Origin of the sequence: Flavobacterium sp. N502536 (assembly GCF_025947345.1) — a bacterium.
In the GTDB taxonomy this organism is placed as follows: Bacteria; Bacteroidota; Bacteroidia; order Flavobacteriales; family Flavobacteriaceae; genus Flavobacterium.
This window is the reverse complement of the sequence record NZ_CP110011.1, coordinates 2,714,798-2,732,096: the sequence shown is the minus strand read 5'-3', so window position 1 is coordinate 2,732,096 and position 17,299 is coordinate 2,714,798. Positions and strand designations below refer to the sequence as shown.

17 protein-coding genes are annotated in these 17,299 nt (G+C 34.3%); 3 read left to right on the top strand and 14 right to left on the bottom strand.

Annotated features, from left to right (window positions below; genetic code table 11):
* Positions 1–107: 107 nt before the first annotated feature.
* A complete protein-coding gene (locus OLM61_RS11870) occupies positions 108–1,253 on the top strand; it encodes a GNAT family N-acetyltransferase (RefSeq protein WP_264522894.1) in 1,146 nt (381 codons plus the stop codon).
* Positions 1,254–1,545: 292 nt separating this feature from the next.
* Here OLM61_RS11870 and OLM61_RS11865 read toward each other — a convergent pair whose 3' ends face one another.
* Entirely contained in the window at positions 1,546–2,415 is an 870-nt protein-coding gene (locus OLM61_RS11865; RefSeq protein WP_264522893.1) for a diacylglycerol/lipid kinase family protein, read from the bottom strand.
* A 62-nt stretch (positions 2,416–2,477) separates the two neighbouring features.
* Between OLM61_RS11865 and OLM61_RS11860 the strand changes: the two genes are divergently transcribed.
* Positions 2,478–3,440: an App1 family protein gene (locus OLM61_RS11860; RefSeq protein ID WP_264522892.1), complete on the top strand. Its 963-nt coding sequence runs from the start codon at positions 2,478–2,480 to the stop codon at positions 3,438–3,440.
* Positions 3,441–3,599: 159 nt separating this feature from the next.
* Here OLM61_RS11860 and OLM61_RS11855 read toward each other — a convergent pair whose 3' ends face one another.
* From OLM61_RS11855 to OLM61_RS11810, 10 genes are all read right to left on the bottom strand, one after another.
* Positions 3,600–5,513, bottom strand: coding sequence for an ABC-F family ATP-binding cassette domain-containing protein (locus OLM61_RS11855; protein WP_264522891.1), 1,914 nt, complete (start codon positions 5,511–5,513; stop codon positions 3,600–3,602).
* Positions 5,514–5,710: 197 nt separating this feature from the next.
* The gene (locus tag OLM61_RS11850) at positions 5,711–6,640 is read right to left on the bottom strand and encodes a TerC/Alx family metal homeostasis membrane protein (RefSeq protein ID WP_264522890.1); all 930 of its coding nucleotides are present in this window, start codon (positions 6,638–6,640) and stop codon (positions 5,711–5,713) included.
* A 458-nt stretch (positions 6,641–7,098) separates the two neighbouring features.
* On the bottom strand, positions 7,099–7,758 hold the full coding sequence (locus OLM61_RS11845) for a TerD family protein (RefSeq protein ID WP_264522889.1): 660 nt from the start codon (positions 7,756–7,758) through the stop codon (positions 7,099–7,101).
* Positions 7,759–7,765: 7 nt separating this feature from the next.
* A complete protein-coding gene (locus OLM61_RS11840; RefSeq protein WP_264522888.1) occupies positions 7,766–8,317 on the bottom strand; it encodes a TerD family protein in 552 nt (183 codons plus the stop codon).
* Between the two features lie 12 nt (positions 8,318–8,329).
* Entirely contained in the window at positions 8,330–9,295 is a 966-nt protein-coding gene (locus OLM61_RS11835) for a hypothetical protein (RefSeq protein ID WP_264522887.1), read from the bottom strand.
* 19 nt (positions 9,296–9,314) lie between these two features.
* A complete protein-coding gene (locus OLM61_RS11830) occupies positions 9,315–10,403 on the bottom strand; it encodes a toxic anion resistance protein (protein ID WP_264522886.1) in 1,089 nt (362 codons plus the stop codon).
* A gap of 7 nt (positions 10,404–10,410) precedes the next feature.
* Complete coding sequence (locus OLM61_RS11825; RefSeq protein ID WP_264522885.1) at positions 10,411–11,019, bottom strand: TerD family protein; 609 nt, start codon at positions 11,017–11,019, stop codon at positions 10,411–10,413.
* A 6-nt stretch (positions 11,020–11,025) separates the two neighbouring features.
* Positions 11,026–11,580, bottom strand: coding sequence for a TerD family protein (locus tag OLM61_RS11820; protein WP_264522884.1), 555 nt, complete (start codon positions 11,578–11,580; stop codon positions 11,026–11,028).
* 4 nt (positions 11,581–11,584) lie between these two features.
* Entirely contained in the window at positions 11,585–12,394 is an 810-nt protein-coding gene (locus tag OLM61_RS11815) for a phosphoribosyltransferase family protein (RefSeq protein WP_264522883.1), read from the bottom strand.
* Between the two features lie 2 nt (positions 12,395–12,396).
* Positions 12,397–13,062, bottom strand: coding sequence for an HAD family hydrolase (locus tag OLM61_RS11810; protein WP_264522882.1), 666 nt, complete (start codon positions 13,060–13,062; stop codon positions 12,397–12,399).
* A 503-nt stretch (positions 13,063–13,565) separates the two neighbouring features.
* Between OLM61_RS11810 and OLM61_RS11805 the strand changes: the two genes are divergently transcribed.
* A complete protein-coding gene (locus tag OLM61_RS11805; RefSeq protein WP_264522881.1) occupies positions 13,566–13,949 on the top strand; it encodes a DUF983 domain-containing protein in 384 nt (127 codons plus the stop codon).
* Positions 13,950–13,951: 2 nt separating this feature from the next.
* On the opposite strand, the gene OLM61_RS11800 is transcribed toward OLM61_RS11805, so the two are convergent.
* The 3 genes from OLM61_RS11800 to gldN (OLM61_RS11790) form a co-directional block, all read right to left on the bottom strand.
* A complete protein-coding gene (locus OLM61_RS11800; protein WP_264522880.1) occupies positions 13,952–15,001 on the bottom strand; it encodes an NAD(P)/FAD-dependent oxidoreductase in 1,050 nt (349 codons plus the stop codon).
* Positions 15,002–15,076: 75 nt separating this feature from the next.
* Positions 15,077–16,066 carry a gliding motility protein GldN gene (gene gldN, locus OLM61_RS11795; protein WP_264522879.1) on the bottom strand — a complete coding sequence of 330 codons (990 nt, stop codon included), beginning with the start codon at positions 16,064–16,066 and terminating at the stop codon, positions 15,077–15,079.
* A gap of 223 nt (positions 16,067–16,289) precedes the next feature.
* A complete protein-coding gene (gene gldN, locus OLM61_RS11790; protein WP_264526378.1) occupies positions 16,290–17,279 on the bottom strand; it encodes a gliding motility protein GldN in 990 nt (329 codons plus the stop codon).
* Positions 17,280–17,299: the final 20 nt, after the last annotated feature.

The following is a 17,299-nucleotide window of genomic DNA, read 5'->3' as shown; positions in this document are numbered from 1 at the left end:
TATAAACCCGTTTGAAATTAAAACTCAGACGGGTTTTCTTAATAATAACTTAAAGCAATTGAGTTCTTATAAATATTATCTAATTTTGAAGAAATTAGCTCACTCTTTTGACTACAACCTATTCTTTCGAAATATACAACAGCGCGTCGCTACTGCCCTCAGAATGGAATTCTCTGGCCGTAGAGAATATTTTTTTAACCAAAGAATATCTTGAAGTACTGGAAAACTCCTGTCCGGTAAATATGATATGTCATTTTATTGGAATTTTCAACGATAACAAACTGACCGGAATTGTTTTAACTCAGTTTCTATTTACCGAAAAATTAGATTCCTTTGGCGAACGCGACCAATGTTTAAAAACCTCTGTGCGCAATTTTGCTTTTAAGAATTTTGCTTCTCATGTGTTATTTGTGGGAAACAATATGCTTACAGGACAAAATGCATTTGTATTTGCTTCAGACATAAAGCTACCCATAGCCTTTAAAACACTGCACAAAGCGATTAATCAGCTAAAAAAAGACCTGAAAGCAAACGGAAAAAAAGTTCATATTACGAGTATAAAAGATTTTACAGCGACTGAAATTATCCCCCTCCAGGCCGAATTTAAAAACAATTATACCTTTTCGACCCAACCCAATATGATTTTTGAGATCCATAAAGAATGGACTTCTGAACAAAATTATATTGATGCACTGTCAAAAAAATATCGCGATCAATACAAACGGGCCCGGAAAAAAGCAGACGGAATTGAGAAGCGAAAAATGTCTTTAGCCGAAATTAAACGCTACGAGGATGTTATCTACGATTTGTATTTTCATGTGGCCAAAAACGCCCCTTTTAATACCTTTTTCTTAGCCCGAAATCACTTTAGCTTTTTTAAAGAAATCATGAAAGATAATTTTTTATTTTATGGCTATTTTTTAGAAGAGAAGTTAATAGGATTCAATACACTAATTAAAAATGGAAACGCAATGGACACCTATTTTTTAGGCTATGATGAGACCATTCAACGCGAAAAAATGCTGTACCTGAACATGCTTTACGACATGATTGCCTATTCGATCAATCACGGTTTCAAAACCGTTGTATTTGCCCGAACAGCCCTCGAAATTAAAAGCTCTGTTGGAGCGAAGCCGGTCAAGATGTACGGATTAATTACCCACAGCAACACCCTTATCAATCACAATATTGGCCGATTGTTTAATTATCTCGAACCCAAAACGGACTGGCAGGAACGAAATCCGTTTAAATAAATACTGAATTTATAATGCTAGTTAAGAGATTTTAGATTGAAGGTTATACAAATCGTTCCTATGGAACTCATAAAACACCACCCTATTTCAACGGATTAAAATCCGTTGCTACAATATAAAACATTCCTACGGAATTTAGAAGAGAGCAAAAAAACAATCAATATTTATCTCTTCCTAAAATTACAAGAGTAAACTCCGCTAGGAGTACAATATCTATAGAAATAGATTCAAACACCGTTTTTAGCCCCATCGGGGCGATACATTTCACAATCGGTTTCAAACAGAATATAAATTAGGGAATTGCTATTTTCATTTGTTTGTGCAAAATATGAATTTCCAGCGAGCTTTGCGCCCCACAATACTCTCCATCAATCTGAAAATTCACCGGATAATCTGTTTTTATCGTCGCCTTATCTGTGGAAATAATTACAATATCATCCGAATCAATCGGCATGTTTCCTGTTATAATTTTTCCGATTAACAATAAATCGAGGCTTTTTAAGATCACCAATTCAAACTTTCCGTCGTTCATCGCACCATTCGGATTAATAATGACACCTGTGCCGTATTTCTGAGAATTGGCAATAACAATCATTCGCGCGGTATGCTCGACGGTTTCATGATTAGCTGAGATTGTGGCTACAAAAGGCTCTTCTGATTCTTTTAAAGCCGAATATGCCTGTAAAGCATACCCCCAGAAACCACGTAAATTACTTTCTTCATAGTTCTTTACCAGATTAGCATTTACGCCAATATCACTCAAATGAATGCTTTTTTTGCCATTAATACTAATCATATCCATTTCGATATAATGATGCAAAAAAGCTATTTTCAGGTTCTCCTCGATGGTATCCGGCAAGTTTAAATCGACCGACAATCCGTTGGCTGAACCAGCGGGTAAAATGCCAATAACGACATCAAACTGCTCCACCGCTTCGGCCACCATCTTTATGGTGCCATCTCCCCCGGCCACAACAATACGTTCGGGCTGGTACTGATTGTAAAGCCCCTGTACTTTTTTCTGATCGTTCTTTCCGGTCGTCTCGTAAACTTCCAGATCAAAATCATTGGTAGCCGCGAACTCTTCCACAACGGATATTAAATCTGATTTATCCAGATCTCCCGAAATAGGATTTACCACAAATAGGATATTCTTTTTCAAAGTTTTGTTTTTAAAATCAATTAAAATAATTAATTTACATCATCCATAAATATACACAATTAATGAAACCAATTTTACAATTATATCGCGGTTACGCCAATGAAGAAGAATTAATTGTAATGGGACATGTTTTCAGAAGAACCTATGAGTATGATTTTCAGAAGAAAAACTTCAAAAATGCCACTTCAATTATCAATCAGTTCAGAATAAAAACCATCAAAAATTTTGATATTTATCTAAAATGCGGCAATCAGGAGATTCACACCAAAACATTGGACGACGGTTACTTTAAGTTTTGTATTCCATTGGAAAAAGAAACTCATTTTGGTTGGATTGAATACGAAGTCAGCATCAAACATAAAACGGAGACCATAACCGAAAAAGGCAGTTTTATCAGGCCTCACAAAGGCAAACTAGGTATTATCTCGGATATTGATGACACTTTTCTGATTTCGCACACCGGGAATTTCTTTCGGAAAATATATGTTCTTTTGTTTAAAAATGTAAACGACCGTAAGGTTTTTAAAGGTGTCGTTCCGCATTATCAGGCTTTGAGTTCAGCCGGAAGAAATAATAAGGAAGAGGAAAACGCTTTTTTTTATGTATCCAGCAGCGAATGGAATTTGTATCGTTTTATCGTCAAATTCACCAAAATACATCATCTGCCGAGAGCCGTAATTCTATTGAAAGATATCAAAAGAGGAATCGCCGATTTCTTCATGAGCGGACGTGGGAATCACGATCATAAATTTGATAAAATAAAACACGTTCTGGAATTCTACCCCAATCTTAAATATGTTTTACTAGGAGATGATTCGCAGCAAGACCCCATTTTGTATGAGCGCATCTGCAAAATATTTCCTGTAACCGTAAAAGCAGTTTATATCAGACAAACAGGGAAACACAAAAAAGAAGCCACCAAAGCGATCCTGAAAAATCTCGAAAATTTAGAGGTTTCTGTTTGCTATTATAAAGACAGTAGTGAGGCTATTATGCACTCTAAATCTATCGGTCTTATTTTGTGATTTGTGAAATGTGAGATGTGAGATGTTTTTTATTAGAGGCGAAAACCTTTGAGCATAAAAAAAACTTTGCCAGAGTTTAATCCCTGGCAAAGTTATATATTCATTTCAAAACTGAAAACTAACACTGAGACCGAAGACTGTGACAGCGACTGAAACTAATTAAGCATTAAAGTTATCAATCTCTTCCTGAACGATCTCCCAGTCCAATAGCAATTGATCTAAGTCTTTTTTCTTTTTGTTGTATGCGGTAAAAAACGAGGCGTCTTCAATGTGTTTGTCGTAATTCGAGGCCAGCATTTTATCATCGTGCTGAATGTCTTTTTCCAATTGCTTGATTTGACTCTCTACTTTACTCAATCGGTTTTGAAGTGCTTTTCCTTTTTTCTGATCTTCGTAAGAAGTTTTATTGCTTTCTTTTGGAGCCGCAGCTTTCGCAACATCTTTTTTCTCAACCTCACGCATGTTCTCCAAATTGCGTTGCTCTAAGAAATAATTAATGTCTCCCAAGTATTCTTTTATCTTTTGATCTTTGAATTCGTAAACGATATTTGACATTCCCTGAAGAAAATCTCTATCGTGAGAAACCAATAACAGCGTTCCTCCAAATTTTTGAAGTGCTGCTTTCAGGACATTCTTCGATTTAATATCCAGGTGATTCGTAGGCTCATCCATCAGCAAAACATTGATAGGCTGCAACAACAGTTTACAAAGTGCCAGACGGTTACGCTCACCTCCTGAAAGTACCTTTACTTTTTTCTCAACATCGTCTCCGCGGAATAAAAAGGATCCCAGCATATCACGAACTTTCATACGGTTGGTATCGGTTGCCGCATCTTCCATCGTTTGCAGCAATGTGATTTCACCATCAAGATATTCTGCCTGATTTTGAGCAAAATAACCCAATTGTACGTTATGTCCTAATTTGATGTTCCCCTTGTATTCAAACTCGTTTACAATAGCCTTAATAAAAGTCGATTTCCCTTGACCATTTTGTCCCACAAAAGCAATTTTACTTCCGCGTTCTACCAACAAATCAATATCTTTTAAAATAACTTTATCTCCGTAAGCTTTTGTTACATGTTCGGCTTCGATTACTACTTTTCCCGGTTCTTTTGAAACTGGAAACGAAATATTCATTACCGAATTATCATCCTCATCCACTTCGATTCTTTCTACTTTATCTAACTTTTTAATTAACGATTGCGCCATCGAAGCTTTGGAAGCTTTTGCACGGAACTTTTCGATTAATTTTTCAGTTTCTTCAATCTTCTTCGCCTGATTCTTTTGAGTTGCCAGTTGCTTTTCGCGAATTTCATGACGCAATTCTAAATATTGCGAATACGGCTTATTAAAATCATAGGCTTTCCCCAAAGAGATTTCTATCGTACGATTGGTTACATTATCAAGGAACATTTTATCGTGCGATACAATCACCACAACTCCCGGATAGTTACGAAGGAAACTCTCCAACCAAATGATACTCTCAATATCCAGGTGATTGGTTGGCTCATCCAGAAGCAATACATCATTGGATTGCAATAGCAGTTTAGCCAACTCAATACGCATTCTCCAACCTCCCGAAAATGTTTCGGTTTGGTTATTAAAAACTTCTCTTTTGAAACCCAATCCTAAAAGAATTTTCTCTGTATCTCCTACATAATTATAACCTCCAAGAAGGTCAAAACGATGGGTGTAATCAGATAAATCTTCGATGATCTGGCCATATTCTTCACTTTCATAATCGGTTCTGGTAACCAATTGATGATTGATTTCTTCTAGTTTTTTCTCTACAATTTTAATTTCTGTAAAGGCTTCATACGCTTCTTCCAATACCGTTCTTCCGCGTTCAAAATCAATATCCTGACGCAAGAACCCCATTCGGATATCTTTTTCCTGGGAAATAACCCCGGAATCAGGAGCAAAATCTCTTGCTAACATTTTAAGCATTGTAGATTTACCAGCTCCGTTTTTACCAACAAGACCTACGCGGTCGCCAGCTCCTAAACGGAAAGTAACTTCTTCAAATAAATATGTTCCTCCAAAAGAAACCGAAAGATTGTGTATATTAAGCATAATGTGTAACTATTGTTGCAAGCAGTAAAGGCTTTAAGTACCTTATTTACTTTACTTTTTGAAAGTGCAAAAGTATGACAATTAATTTAAGTTTCGACTGTCGTTTTAAAAACAAATGGTACAAGGCATTTTCATAAAAAAAACGGATAAAAGCCTAAATGACCTTTATCCGTTTAATATACTATCTATTGTATTCCTTATGCCTCTTTTGGCTCTGGTAACATCACTGATGCAATTACTGAAATCGCCAGAATTCCACCAATTACAAGTAATGAATACACAGATTCAATATGATAAAATGGAGAAATAATCATTTTTACTCCAATAAACGAAAGAATAATAGCTAAACCATACTGCAATTTACTAAACAAATGAATGAAGTTATCCAATAAAAAGAACAAGGCTCTCAGTCCCAAAATAGCAAAAATGTTAGACGTATAAAGAATGAACGGATCGTTCGAAATGGCGAAAATTGCCGGTATAGAATCTACCGCAAACAATAAATCGGTAAACTCAATTACAGCTACTACTACTAAAAGTGGTGTTGCCAGTTTTTTTCCGTTTTCGAATGTAAAGAATTTATCTCCGTCGTATTTATCGCTAACGCTAAAAAACTTTCTGATTAATCTTGCTCCTCTGGTATTGTTATAATCCTCTTCATCGTCATCATCGCCGGCAGACCATGATTTGATTCCTGCATAGACCAAAAACAGTCCGAAAGCTGTCATGATTAAATTAATATCGTATTTGAAACCTTCAATTCCAACCAGGCTTAAAAGCTTGTTTAAATAAGTAAGTTCGATTAAAAAAGCGCCCGAAAAGATAAAGATAGCTCTCAAAACCAATGCTCCGATAATACCCCAAAATAAAACCTTGTGTTTGTTTTGGTTGGCTACATCAAAAAACTTGAAGACTAATATAAATACAAAAAGGTTGTCTACAGAAAGTGCTTTCTCAATCCAGTAAGCCGACTGAAATTCGTAAAATTTCGCCGGTCCCGCAAAATAATAAACCAAACCACTAAAAATCATCGCTAAACTAATCCATACTAATGACCAGGTTACTGCTTCTTTGTTGCTTACTTCATGGCTTTTTTTACTAAAAATTCCCAAATCCAGTAAAAGCATAATCACTATTGCAATCGCAAAAACGATTATTAATCCGGGTGTTCTGAAAAAATAGGGTGTTGATTCATTTTGAATATTAATTAGGTTAGTTTAAAATTTATTGATTGGCATTTATAATTCTGATAATTCTTGCTGCTTCTTCTTGTGAAAGTTTTTTTTGTCATTAAGCTCTATCATTGCTTCAATAGGAATTTCTTTGTCTTTGGTAAAATCTTTTAGTGAAGTTAACTTTCGGCGGGCAATATTACGATTTCCCTGCCATTGAAACAAGTACTGATCGTCATAAACCAAGGATATATAAAATAGGCACCTTAGAGCATTTACATCATCAAAAACATATCATTTTTGATGACATATAGTATTGCTCCACTACATTACATCTTTTTTGATACAATCTCATACAGCTCCGCAAGCAGTCGTGCAGATTCTTTCAATTTTGACTGTTAAAAAAATTTCCATTACAGATAAGACTGAAGTATTTTTTGAATCGTCTGTCCTAAAAATGTATCAGCTGTTGGATCGCCAATTGCGCTGAATTTCCATTCTCCATTATGTTTGTACAATTTTCCCATAATGATAGAACGTTTGTTTACATATTTTGAATCAGCAGAAACGTTATAAGAAGCAAATTCTGAAACCACGTTGGTTGGAGTACCTTCGTACATTCTGATTTTCGCATAAGGAATTTTAGAAAAATCCTCTTTTCCTGCATTATTTAAAAAGAAAAATATCTGACTCACTTTGGCATCAACTTTAGAAAGGTCAACTGTAATAATCTCATTATCTAAACCGTCATCTCCACCTTTGTCACCTGCAAGGTCATCACCGGTGTGCTTTAAAGCTCCATCAGTACTTAACAATTTTCCTTTTGTAAGGCCAAACTGCTGCAAAGCTTCTACTTTGTATAAAGGAGAGTACAAATGATCGCAAAGTTTGTTCTGATCATCAATCAGTACACAACTCAAATCCAAATCAATTTCTACGACGTTTTTTGACAGCCCAAGGAATCCTTTTGTTTCAATTACGCCCCAGTTTACACCAACGCAAAAATTGGTTAATGATTCACCATTTGATTTTATCAAATCAATTTTTTGCCCTTTGATTAAATTAATTGCCATTGTTTTATTAATTGTATTTATTCAAATAATCTTGCAAACCACCTTTCATTCCAATTCCTACAGCTTCAAACTTCCATTCATTGTTTCGTTTGTAAAGTCTTCCAAACTCAACAGCTGTTTCAATAGAAAAGTCCTCATCAAGCTCGTACTTTACTAATTCTGTATTGGTCTGATCAATAATTCTGATAAATGAATTTCTTATCTGACCAAAATTTTGTCTTTTGGTATCCGCATGATGAATGGTTACAACAAAGCAAATTTCATTTACATCCGGTGATACTGTAGACAAATCGATCTGAATTTTTTCATCATCCCCGTCTCCTGCTCCGGTCAAATTATCTCCGGTATGTGTTACAGCACCATCAGGTGATTTCAAATTATTATAATAAACAAAATGGTTGTCATTAGGAATTTTTCCATTAGCACCGACTAAAAAAACAGAAGCATCCAAATCGAAACCTTCTCCTGTACTGCTTGAATTACTATCCCAGCCAAGTCCAACAATAAATTTTGGTGCCTCAATACTCTGTCTTTGACCTTTTTCTAAATTAATTGCCATTTTATTTTTCTTTTATTTAATATTAATATTTAACATTGTTTTTAAAATATTGGTTTGCTCATCTACATTTTGAAGATCTTCAATAAAATCTATAGATGAAATTTTATTCAAATATTCTCCCAATACACCACTCACATTTTCAGGAAATGATGTTTTTATGGTACTCAATTCGACTGTTAATGCTGTGTTTTTTTCTTTTAGCTGTGTGATAATCTCCCCTTTTACGGAGTCATTTTTAGTAAGATTAAGCTCTTTTGCCGTTGACTCCTCTAAAAAGTAAAATACTTTTCCATTCACTAAAAAAACAAATCTATCATTAGTGTCTCTAAATTCGAATACCTCAATAACTTCATTATTGCAAACCAGTCCACACAAAAACTTAATTTTAAATTTCAGGATATTCAGTCTTCCTAAAAGTTTCTTCTCAAATTTTACCTGTTTATTTTCATACCACTTCTTATCTAAAGAGGCTATTTTTTCATATTCTTCAACTGTGATCTCCCGATAATATTCTTGTTTGACACGGTCTGAAAAACTTATAATTTCGTTCCAATTAAAAAAATCTGAGTTTTCATTGGCAAACATACTATAGAGTTCTTCAATTTTTCCGGACATATTTTTTGCATGTGCCTTTGCTTTTTCTGCAAATCCGGATTCTCCAATTTCTGATTCTAATTTGATTATCATATCTTCATTGATATAAATCTCATCAGAAATCAAAAGATACTGCTGTTCTTTCGATTTTTTTAATTTCTGAAACAATTCAATAAAACTGCTTGTAAACTGTATATGAAAGAGTTCAAGTTTATTTATGTCTAATGTTTTATTGTTTTCAAAGAGAGCATGAATAATTCTTGTTTTTATTAAAACACCAACAAAATCCTTGTGACTAAAGAAATTGGATAACAATTCTAAAATCACAAGTTTTCTATTACTATCTTTTATTATTTGAACAAACCGTTCCTCTTCCTCTTGCATTTAACTGATTTCTGTTCAATTAACTTATCACACCTTTTTTTAGTTCAACTTCAAGACTTTGTAATCCTGCATCAAGCTGTCTTCTGGTTTCAGTACCTTGCTCATGAATTTGTTTTACTTCTGTCAACGTATCAATCAATGATTTTGTTGTCATTTTTAAAGTCTCAAGAGATACCACTGTATTTTCATTTTCTTTTGCTACTTCAATACTGTTTTGTTTTAACATTTCAGCATTTTTCTGCAAGATAGTATTTGTTGTTTCAGATACTCTTCGCTGTACTTCAATATTCTGCTTTTGTCTTTGTAAAGCAACCGCAAGCGTTAATTGATTCTTCCAAACCGGCATAGTGGTTGTCAAAATCGACTGTGCTTTTTCGGCAATAGAAGTGTTGTTGTTTTGTACTACACGAATCTGCGCCAAAGACTGCAACATAATAAAACGAACAATTTTCATATCGGCCAGACGTTTGTCCAGACGATTGATAAAGTTCCTTTTATCGGAGATTTGATAATCCTGGTATTGCGCCGGATTACCTTCCATTACAGCAAGCTCTTCACCCAATTCTTTAAATCGAATTTGTCCTGCAATAATGTGTTTTTCCATCTCTTTAATAAGATTCACATTTCCGTCAAACATGGTTTGAAGGGCACTGTTATCTTTTACAGAATTGATCATTCCTGCCTTTACTTTATTACTGATTTTATCAATATTTACAGTAATCTTATCGTATTGCTGGAATAATTTTTTTACATCGACTACCAATTTGTTCAGAATCGGAATTTTAGAAAGGAATCGTTTAAACGGTCCCTGATCCAACTGATCTACATCAACATAATTTAACTCTGTAAGCAAGTCATTTATCAATGTACCAACTTCACCTGAGTTATAAGTTCTGACGTTAGTTAAAAAAGTATCACTTTGCTTCGCAATCGAATTTTGGATATCAGCTCCATAATTCAAGATTGAATTGGTATCATTTTCATTTAACTGATTTGAGATCGACTTGTAACTATTAACTTCCGTTTCAGAAATTGAAGTTAAGTTTACATTTCCATCCTTATCAATCAATGCAGTATTCTCTTGGGCAACTAATTGATTTTCTGACATAATTTAGTTATAGATGGTTTTGTTGAATGGTAACGATAGTCTGCTCCAACTTTTTATCATTAGTTGGTGTTCCAATTGCACTAAATTTCCAATCTCCGTTTCTTTTATAAAAAACACCTAAAACCATAGAAACATTTCCGGCAAAAGAAGCGTCATTTGCAACATCATAACGGGCAAATTCCTGACTTACTTTTGTTGGAGTTCCTTCATAAATTCTGATAGAAGCAAAAGGAATGTCTTTAAAATCCTGTCCTCTGAAACTATTTATAAAAAAGGCAACATGATTGGCAGCCGGTGATAATTGCGAAAAGTCTAAAGTAATTACCTCATTATCCAAACCGTCATCACCATTTAAATCTCCTGTTAAATCGTCACCACTGTGCTTGATCGCACGATCGTTTGACAATAGTTTTCTAAAATTTACGGAGTCAATATGATTTTTTTTGTCATCATAAACCGCGCAGCTTGCATCTAAATCTACTGCTTCTTTTTTGGTTCCGAAAAAGCCTTTTTTCTCAATTGCTCCCCAGTTTACACCAACACAAATATTTTGTAATTTAGTACCATTGCTTTTTTCAAGACTGATACGTTGTCCTTTTTCTAAATTAATTGCCATATCTTTTTAATTGTATTTATTTAAATAATCTTCTAATCCGCCTTTCATTCCAACGCCAATAGCTTCAAATTTCCATTGCCCGTCTTTGTTGTAAATTCTTCCGAACTCTACAGCTGTTTCTATTGAAAAATCTTCTTCTAACTCATATTTAACCACTTCACTGTTATTGCTTTCGTCTACAATACGAATGAAAGAGTTTCTAACCTGACCAAAATTTTGTCTTCTGTTTTCAGCATCATGAATGGTTACCACAACACAAATTTCTTTTACTGCCGAATTGATTTTAGTCAAGTCAATTTTTACCTGCTCATCATCACCGTCCCCGTCTCCGGTTAAATTATCACCTGTGTGTATTATCGCATCGTCTGGTGATTTCAGATTGTTGTAAAAAACAAAATGTGAATCTGATATTATTTTTTTATTGTCTCCCAAAATAAATACCGACGCATCAAGATCAAAACCTGATCCTGTACTGCTGCTGTTAGTATCCCATCCTAAACCAATGGTGAATTTGGGTGCATTTATGTTTTCACGTTGTCCTTTTTGTAAATTGATAGCCATAGTTTTAATCTATTTTTATTACATTAATGTTTGATTGATACTCTAAAATCTGATGATAATTATTGCTTATTGCCAAATGAAATAAGTCATTCGTTTTTTCGATTGAAATATTTTCTGCCAAATACCTAAACTGCTCTTCGTTTAAACTTAAAATAAACTTGACGATTCGGGTATTGTATTGAAAAGAAGGACTGTTTATAATCTCAACAATATCTTCAACATTTTTAACCGCATAGTAGTTGTAGTGGTTTTCAATTTTAGGATGAATGTCTTTATTCACAAGTTCTGCGAAATACACAAAAACAAAATCTCCATTTACATTGTATTGATTTAGAATTTTATTCACAGTATGTTCGTGACTACCCGTAATTTTAATATCATCAACAAAAATGCAAAGCTTTCCATTTATAAAATTGCGGTCAATGTAATAGGTATCATTCGAAATTAACTTCACTCTTTCCTCAAAATCTAAATTACCGTAATCTGTAACATAGGTTTGATTTCTGTAGATTTTTGATTCTATACTGGTCTTTTTACCATTCTTAAAGAGGAAACTATTCAGTTCTTTTTTAAAGTAAGAACATAAAAAATTCGAAGCTGTAGGTATAGACAGGTATGGACTTGGCAGAATAACAATTTCCTGCTCTGACGCTAACAGCAATTCTCCAAATTGTTTTACAAAACCCTCAAACAAGTCTTTTGCAAATTGCTCTGCATATGATTTGTCTCCAAATTTAAATTTACTGTATTCCTGTTCTCTAAACGGACAATTATCGCTGTCAAGAATCTTGTGTAAGCTGTAACTTTTATTCACTTTTATATTTTTAATAGATGTGCATCAAATCCAAAACGAATTGCGCCATTATAATCGGCAACACTATTGTCTCCAACGTGCAATATCTCTTTTTTTTGTGCACTTTTAAAGGTATTAATCTCGTCAAAAACCAATTGAAAAATTTCATTGTTTGGTTTTGAAAATCCAACTTCGTCAGAGTAAATCTGAAACTTAAAATAATCTGTCAATTCATAATGTGCCAATAACTTTCTTAAGGTTCTGCCTTTAATAAAAGCTGTATTACTTAAGATATTAATAGACTTATCTTCATTTGTCATTTCCTGAAATAATTTCTTTGTATCCGGGAAAATCAATTCTGGTTTATACTCCATAAATAAAGAAGCTGTTTCTTCGTAAAACTGACTTAATTTATCGGTATCAATTTTAGCAATATCAACTTGCAGCGCGCTTAAAATTAGATAATAAAGTTCATACGTATCTATATTCAATCCTGTTTTTTCGTTAATATTATTACCCAAAACATCATAGTATCTTACTACCTCGCTTACCTTATCTATCGTACCGTCGATTTCAAAGAAATTTTTAAATAATAAATTCCTTTTTTTCTTAAATTCCGGATTGGATTTTATCAGTGTCAACCATAAATCGAAAGAGATATGGGTATATTTTTTATACTCTATTTTCAAATGAATACTTTTTAAAATGCTTACAGAAATACCTGTTTATTATAATTTATCAATTGACTTTCTTATTATTGATCCTTATAACCGAAGTCTCCAAATCAAAATTAGGCCCTGCCTCCTTATTTAACCCCAACCTAACCCAATAATACTCTTTGATAAATCGATGTCTTTTTTTGCCTTTTCTTTAATTTTACTGTCGTTAAGATGCCTTTAAAAAAAAATAAAACATACAATGATACAAAAAGCAAGCTAAGTAAAAATGTGGGTTTCCGTAAAACCGAAAATATTTATTAACAAATTGAGTTTGGTTGCTCAAAAAAACCGCATCTGGCAGTCATAATAAGTCGTAGCTTGCTTTATGGCGAAAAATACAAACTAAAATAGTATCTTTGCTTCACTCTTCTTTGTAAGATAAATTTTGAATATTTTTTCTCAGTGTCAAAAATCTTCACACTAAAAACAGAAAATGATTCGCTATAACTTCAACACCTAATTGAATTGTAACCATGTTAAAAAAAGGATCCAAACTAAACAGTATACTAACAGGAAGCTGCCCGAGATGCCAGAAAGAAAGTATGTATTCAGACCGAAATCCGCTGCATTTGACCAAGGTTCTTAAAATGAACGAAAATTGCAGTCACTGCGGGTTAAAGTACCAGATTGAACCGTCGTTTTTTTATGGTGCAATGTATGTGAGTTATGGCTTAAATGTTGCCGTAGGAATTGCAGCTTTTATTGTTTCATTTGTATTTTTTAAAACTTCAATTGAAGAGTCTTTCCTGACCATTGTTATCACTTTAATTCTATTGTTTCCGTTTGTTTTAAGACTTTCCAGAAACCTGTACATCAACATGTTTGTTTCTTACGATCCCAACGCAGGAAAAGAATAAAACTATTTTCTTTTTTTATAAAAACGATGAATATCAATTGTCGGATCTAAAGCTTGCTGGTTTTCGATATAATCAAACAAATCTTTGGCCATTGCCGGTCCGAGCATAACACCGCGTGTTCCTAAGCCATTTAAAAGATGCAGGCATGGGTACTGGTGGTGCGTTCCTATCATGGGTCTTCGGTCGCGTACAGTTGGTCTCACTCCACCAAAATGCGAAACAATTTCAAAGTCACAACTGATAATTTCCTTTATACGATCCAGTAGCTCAGTTTTCCCTTCTTCTGTTGGCACATCGGTTTTGTCTTTCCAATTGTAGGTTGCACCAACTTTAAACAAATCATTCCCTAAAGGCAAAATAAAGACGCTGGTATTTACGATCACATCCAAATCAAGATCCGGTGCTTTGATCACAAAAAGCTCTCCTTTAGTCCCATCTAACGGCAAATCCTGAAAAAATGGATTGGCATGCAAGCCAAAGCCCTCCGCAAAAACAATGTGTTTGGCCTGATATTCTTTATACTGCACAAAATCTTCGTGAATAATCAGTTGCGCATGATCAAATGACTCCTGAAGGAATATTTTATTTTGAAGTAAGTATTCGTGGTATTTATCCAATAAAAGCGCGGTATCCACATAACCAGTATGCAAAACTTCTCCATAATCAAATGGAGACTCAATACCGCTGTATTTTTTAAAGATTAATTTGGTGGAAAGAAATGGCGCTAAAAGTGGTTTATCAGAAGCCGCGAACCAATTGTTTTGCTCTTCTATGGAGAAAAACTTTCTTAAAATTGGAAGTTTAAAATTTACCTTGGTTTTCAATTTACCTTCAAGGGTTTCATAGAATTCGTCCATTAAGGACAGCTGTTCCTCCGCTTTCCAAACCTCGCTAAAGCGTTTTAAAATCACCGGATTGTACAAGCCTCCGGCAACTCTTGATGAATTTTGCGATTCGTCACTTATAACTACTATAGACTTATTGTTTTTAAGCGCAATTTCAGCAAATGAAATTCCAGCCAATCCAGATCCGACGATTATATAATCCAACATGTGTAAATAGGGTAAAATAAAAAAAACTCTTACCACAAATGTAGTAAGAGTTTTTGGTATAATGTTACGATATCCTTAATAGCTCCACATATCCTGCTCGAAGTCACGAATCTTTTCTTTTACCCGTTCAGATTCTAACAGTTGCTTTTGTGCGTTATCTTTCATGTAGTCTTTAATTTCACGATCTCCATATACATTTTCTTCTTTATAGATAATCGAATTAAAACGTCTCGAATTTAAAATCTGATCGAACGAGATAGGGTGTGCAGAATTACTATCATTAAATGCTTTCGCTTCGTTTAATACTTCCCGCGCATTGGGGAAGAAAACCCAAAATAGCTCAATATAATCCTTCTCATCACTATTCATGGTATAAACATCGGGTGTTACCGGACAAATTCCGAGTAAACGATACTTCAATTCGCTTTGACGTTTGTCAAAATACCAATATCCTTTTAGTTTATACTGCGTAACATCTGCTGCCGTTAAATCCTGTTTCAAAATATATTCGGCCGGCACTGTTCTGGTTGGGCCAACTGTTTCGTCAACATAAGTAACTACTTTTTTCTTACCTGTTCCGGTAACTACTTTTTTCTTGACTACACGCGTTTTGTAGTCGTCCGGGTACTGATTGATTAACTCCCTACCTGCATCCGTGGTGTCGACACGTGATAGTCCGCCCTGAATGTCTTTAAGTGATTTCTTCGTATTAAAGTAACTGTCGGCATACACTTCTGTGATTCTGCCCGCTTTTATTCCTCTGGTTAAAACGTCGTAAAGCGAACGTCTGTCCGAACCAATATTGGCTGTATCTACCGGAAAATATAAAGGGAAGTTGATTTTTTCATTTAAATCAATAATCTCCCAGGTCGTTTTTCCCATCAAAACATCCCGGTCATCTACATAACCATAGGACAAAGGTTTGTCATTGTCTGCAGCAATCTGAGACGCCTTCTTTATCCCAATCTGATCCGCTGTTTTTGCATTCAGTAAATTTGATTGTGCTATAGAACTAAAACTTCCGATAACTCCAATAATAACGATTAAAAACTTTCTTATTTTCATAATGAGACGATTAAAATCTATTGAACGTAAACTTATACTATTTATTGTTCTTTTTCCTACATCTACCAAAAAACCAGATAAAAGCACCATAAAGACACCTGGAACAGCTTATAAAAAAATCTCGATCCCTCCGGATTCAGCAATTAATTCTTTTATTAATGGACAAAAAAAAACTCTTACTACAAATGTAGTAAGAGTTTTTGATATATTGTTATTCAGATACTTAGTAGTTCCACATATCTTGCTCGAAGTTACGAATCTTCTCTTTTACTCTTTCAGATTCTAACAATTGGTTTTGTGCGTTGTCTTTCATGTAATCTTTGATCTCACGATCTCCGTACAAGTTTTCTTCTTTATAAACAACAGCATTGAAACGTCTTGAATTTAAGATCTGATCGAATGAAATTGGAAGTGCAGAATTACTGTCGTTAAATGCTTTTGCTTCGTGAAGTGCCTCTCTGGCATTAGGGAAGAAAACCCAAAATAACTCGATATAATCCTTTTCGTCACTGTTCATCGTGTAAACATCCGGAGTTACTGGACAAATTCCAAGTAAACGATATTTCAATTCACTCTGACGTTTGTCAAAATACCAGTATCCTTTAATTTTATACTGTGTAACATCTGCAGCAGTTAAGTCTTGTTTCAGGATATATTCCGCTGGTACCGTTCTTGTTGGCCCAACAGTTTCATCCACATACGAAACTACTTTTTTCTTACCTGTACCCGTAACTACTTTTTTCTTCACTACACGTGTTTTATAGTCGTCCGGATATTGGTTGATTAATTCTCTACCTGCATCTGTTGTATCAATACGAGATAACGCACCCTGAATATCTTTCAAAGATTTTTTAGTATTGAAATAACTGTCGCTGTATACTTCAGTTATTTTGCCGTTTTTAACAGCCTTCGTCAAAACGTCATAAAGTGAACGTCTGTCAGAACCAATATTAGCCGTATCAACCGGAAAGTACATTGGAAAGTTGATTTTTTCATTTAAATCAATGATTTCCCAAGTAGTTTTTCCCATTAAGATATCTCTATCATCTACATAACCATAAGCTAAAGGCTTATCGTTATCAGAAATAAGTTGCGCAGGAGTCTTAAGTCCTATCTGATCAGGTGTTTTTGCATTAAGCAAATTCGATTGCGCATAAGAAGAAAAACCTCCAGCGATAGAAACAATAGCTATTAAAAAATTTCTTACTTTCATCATGATATCATTATAAGATA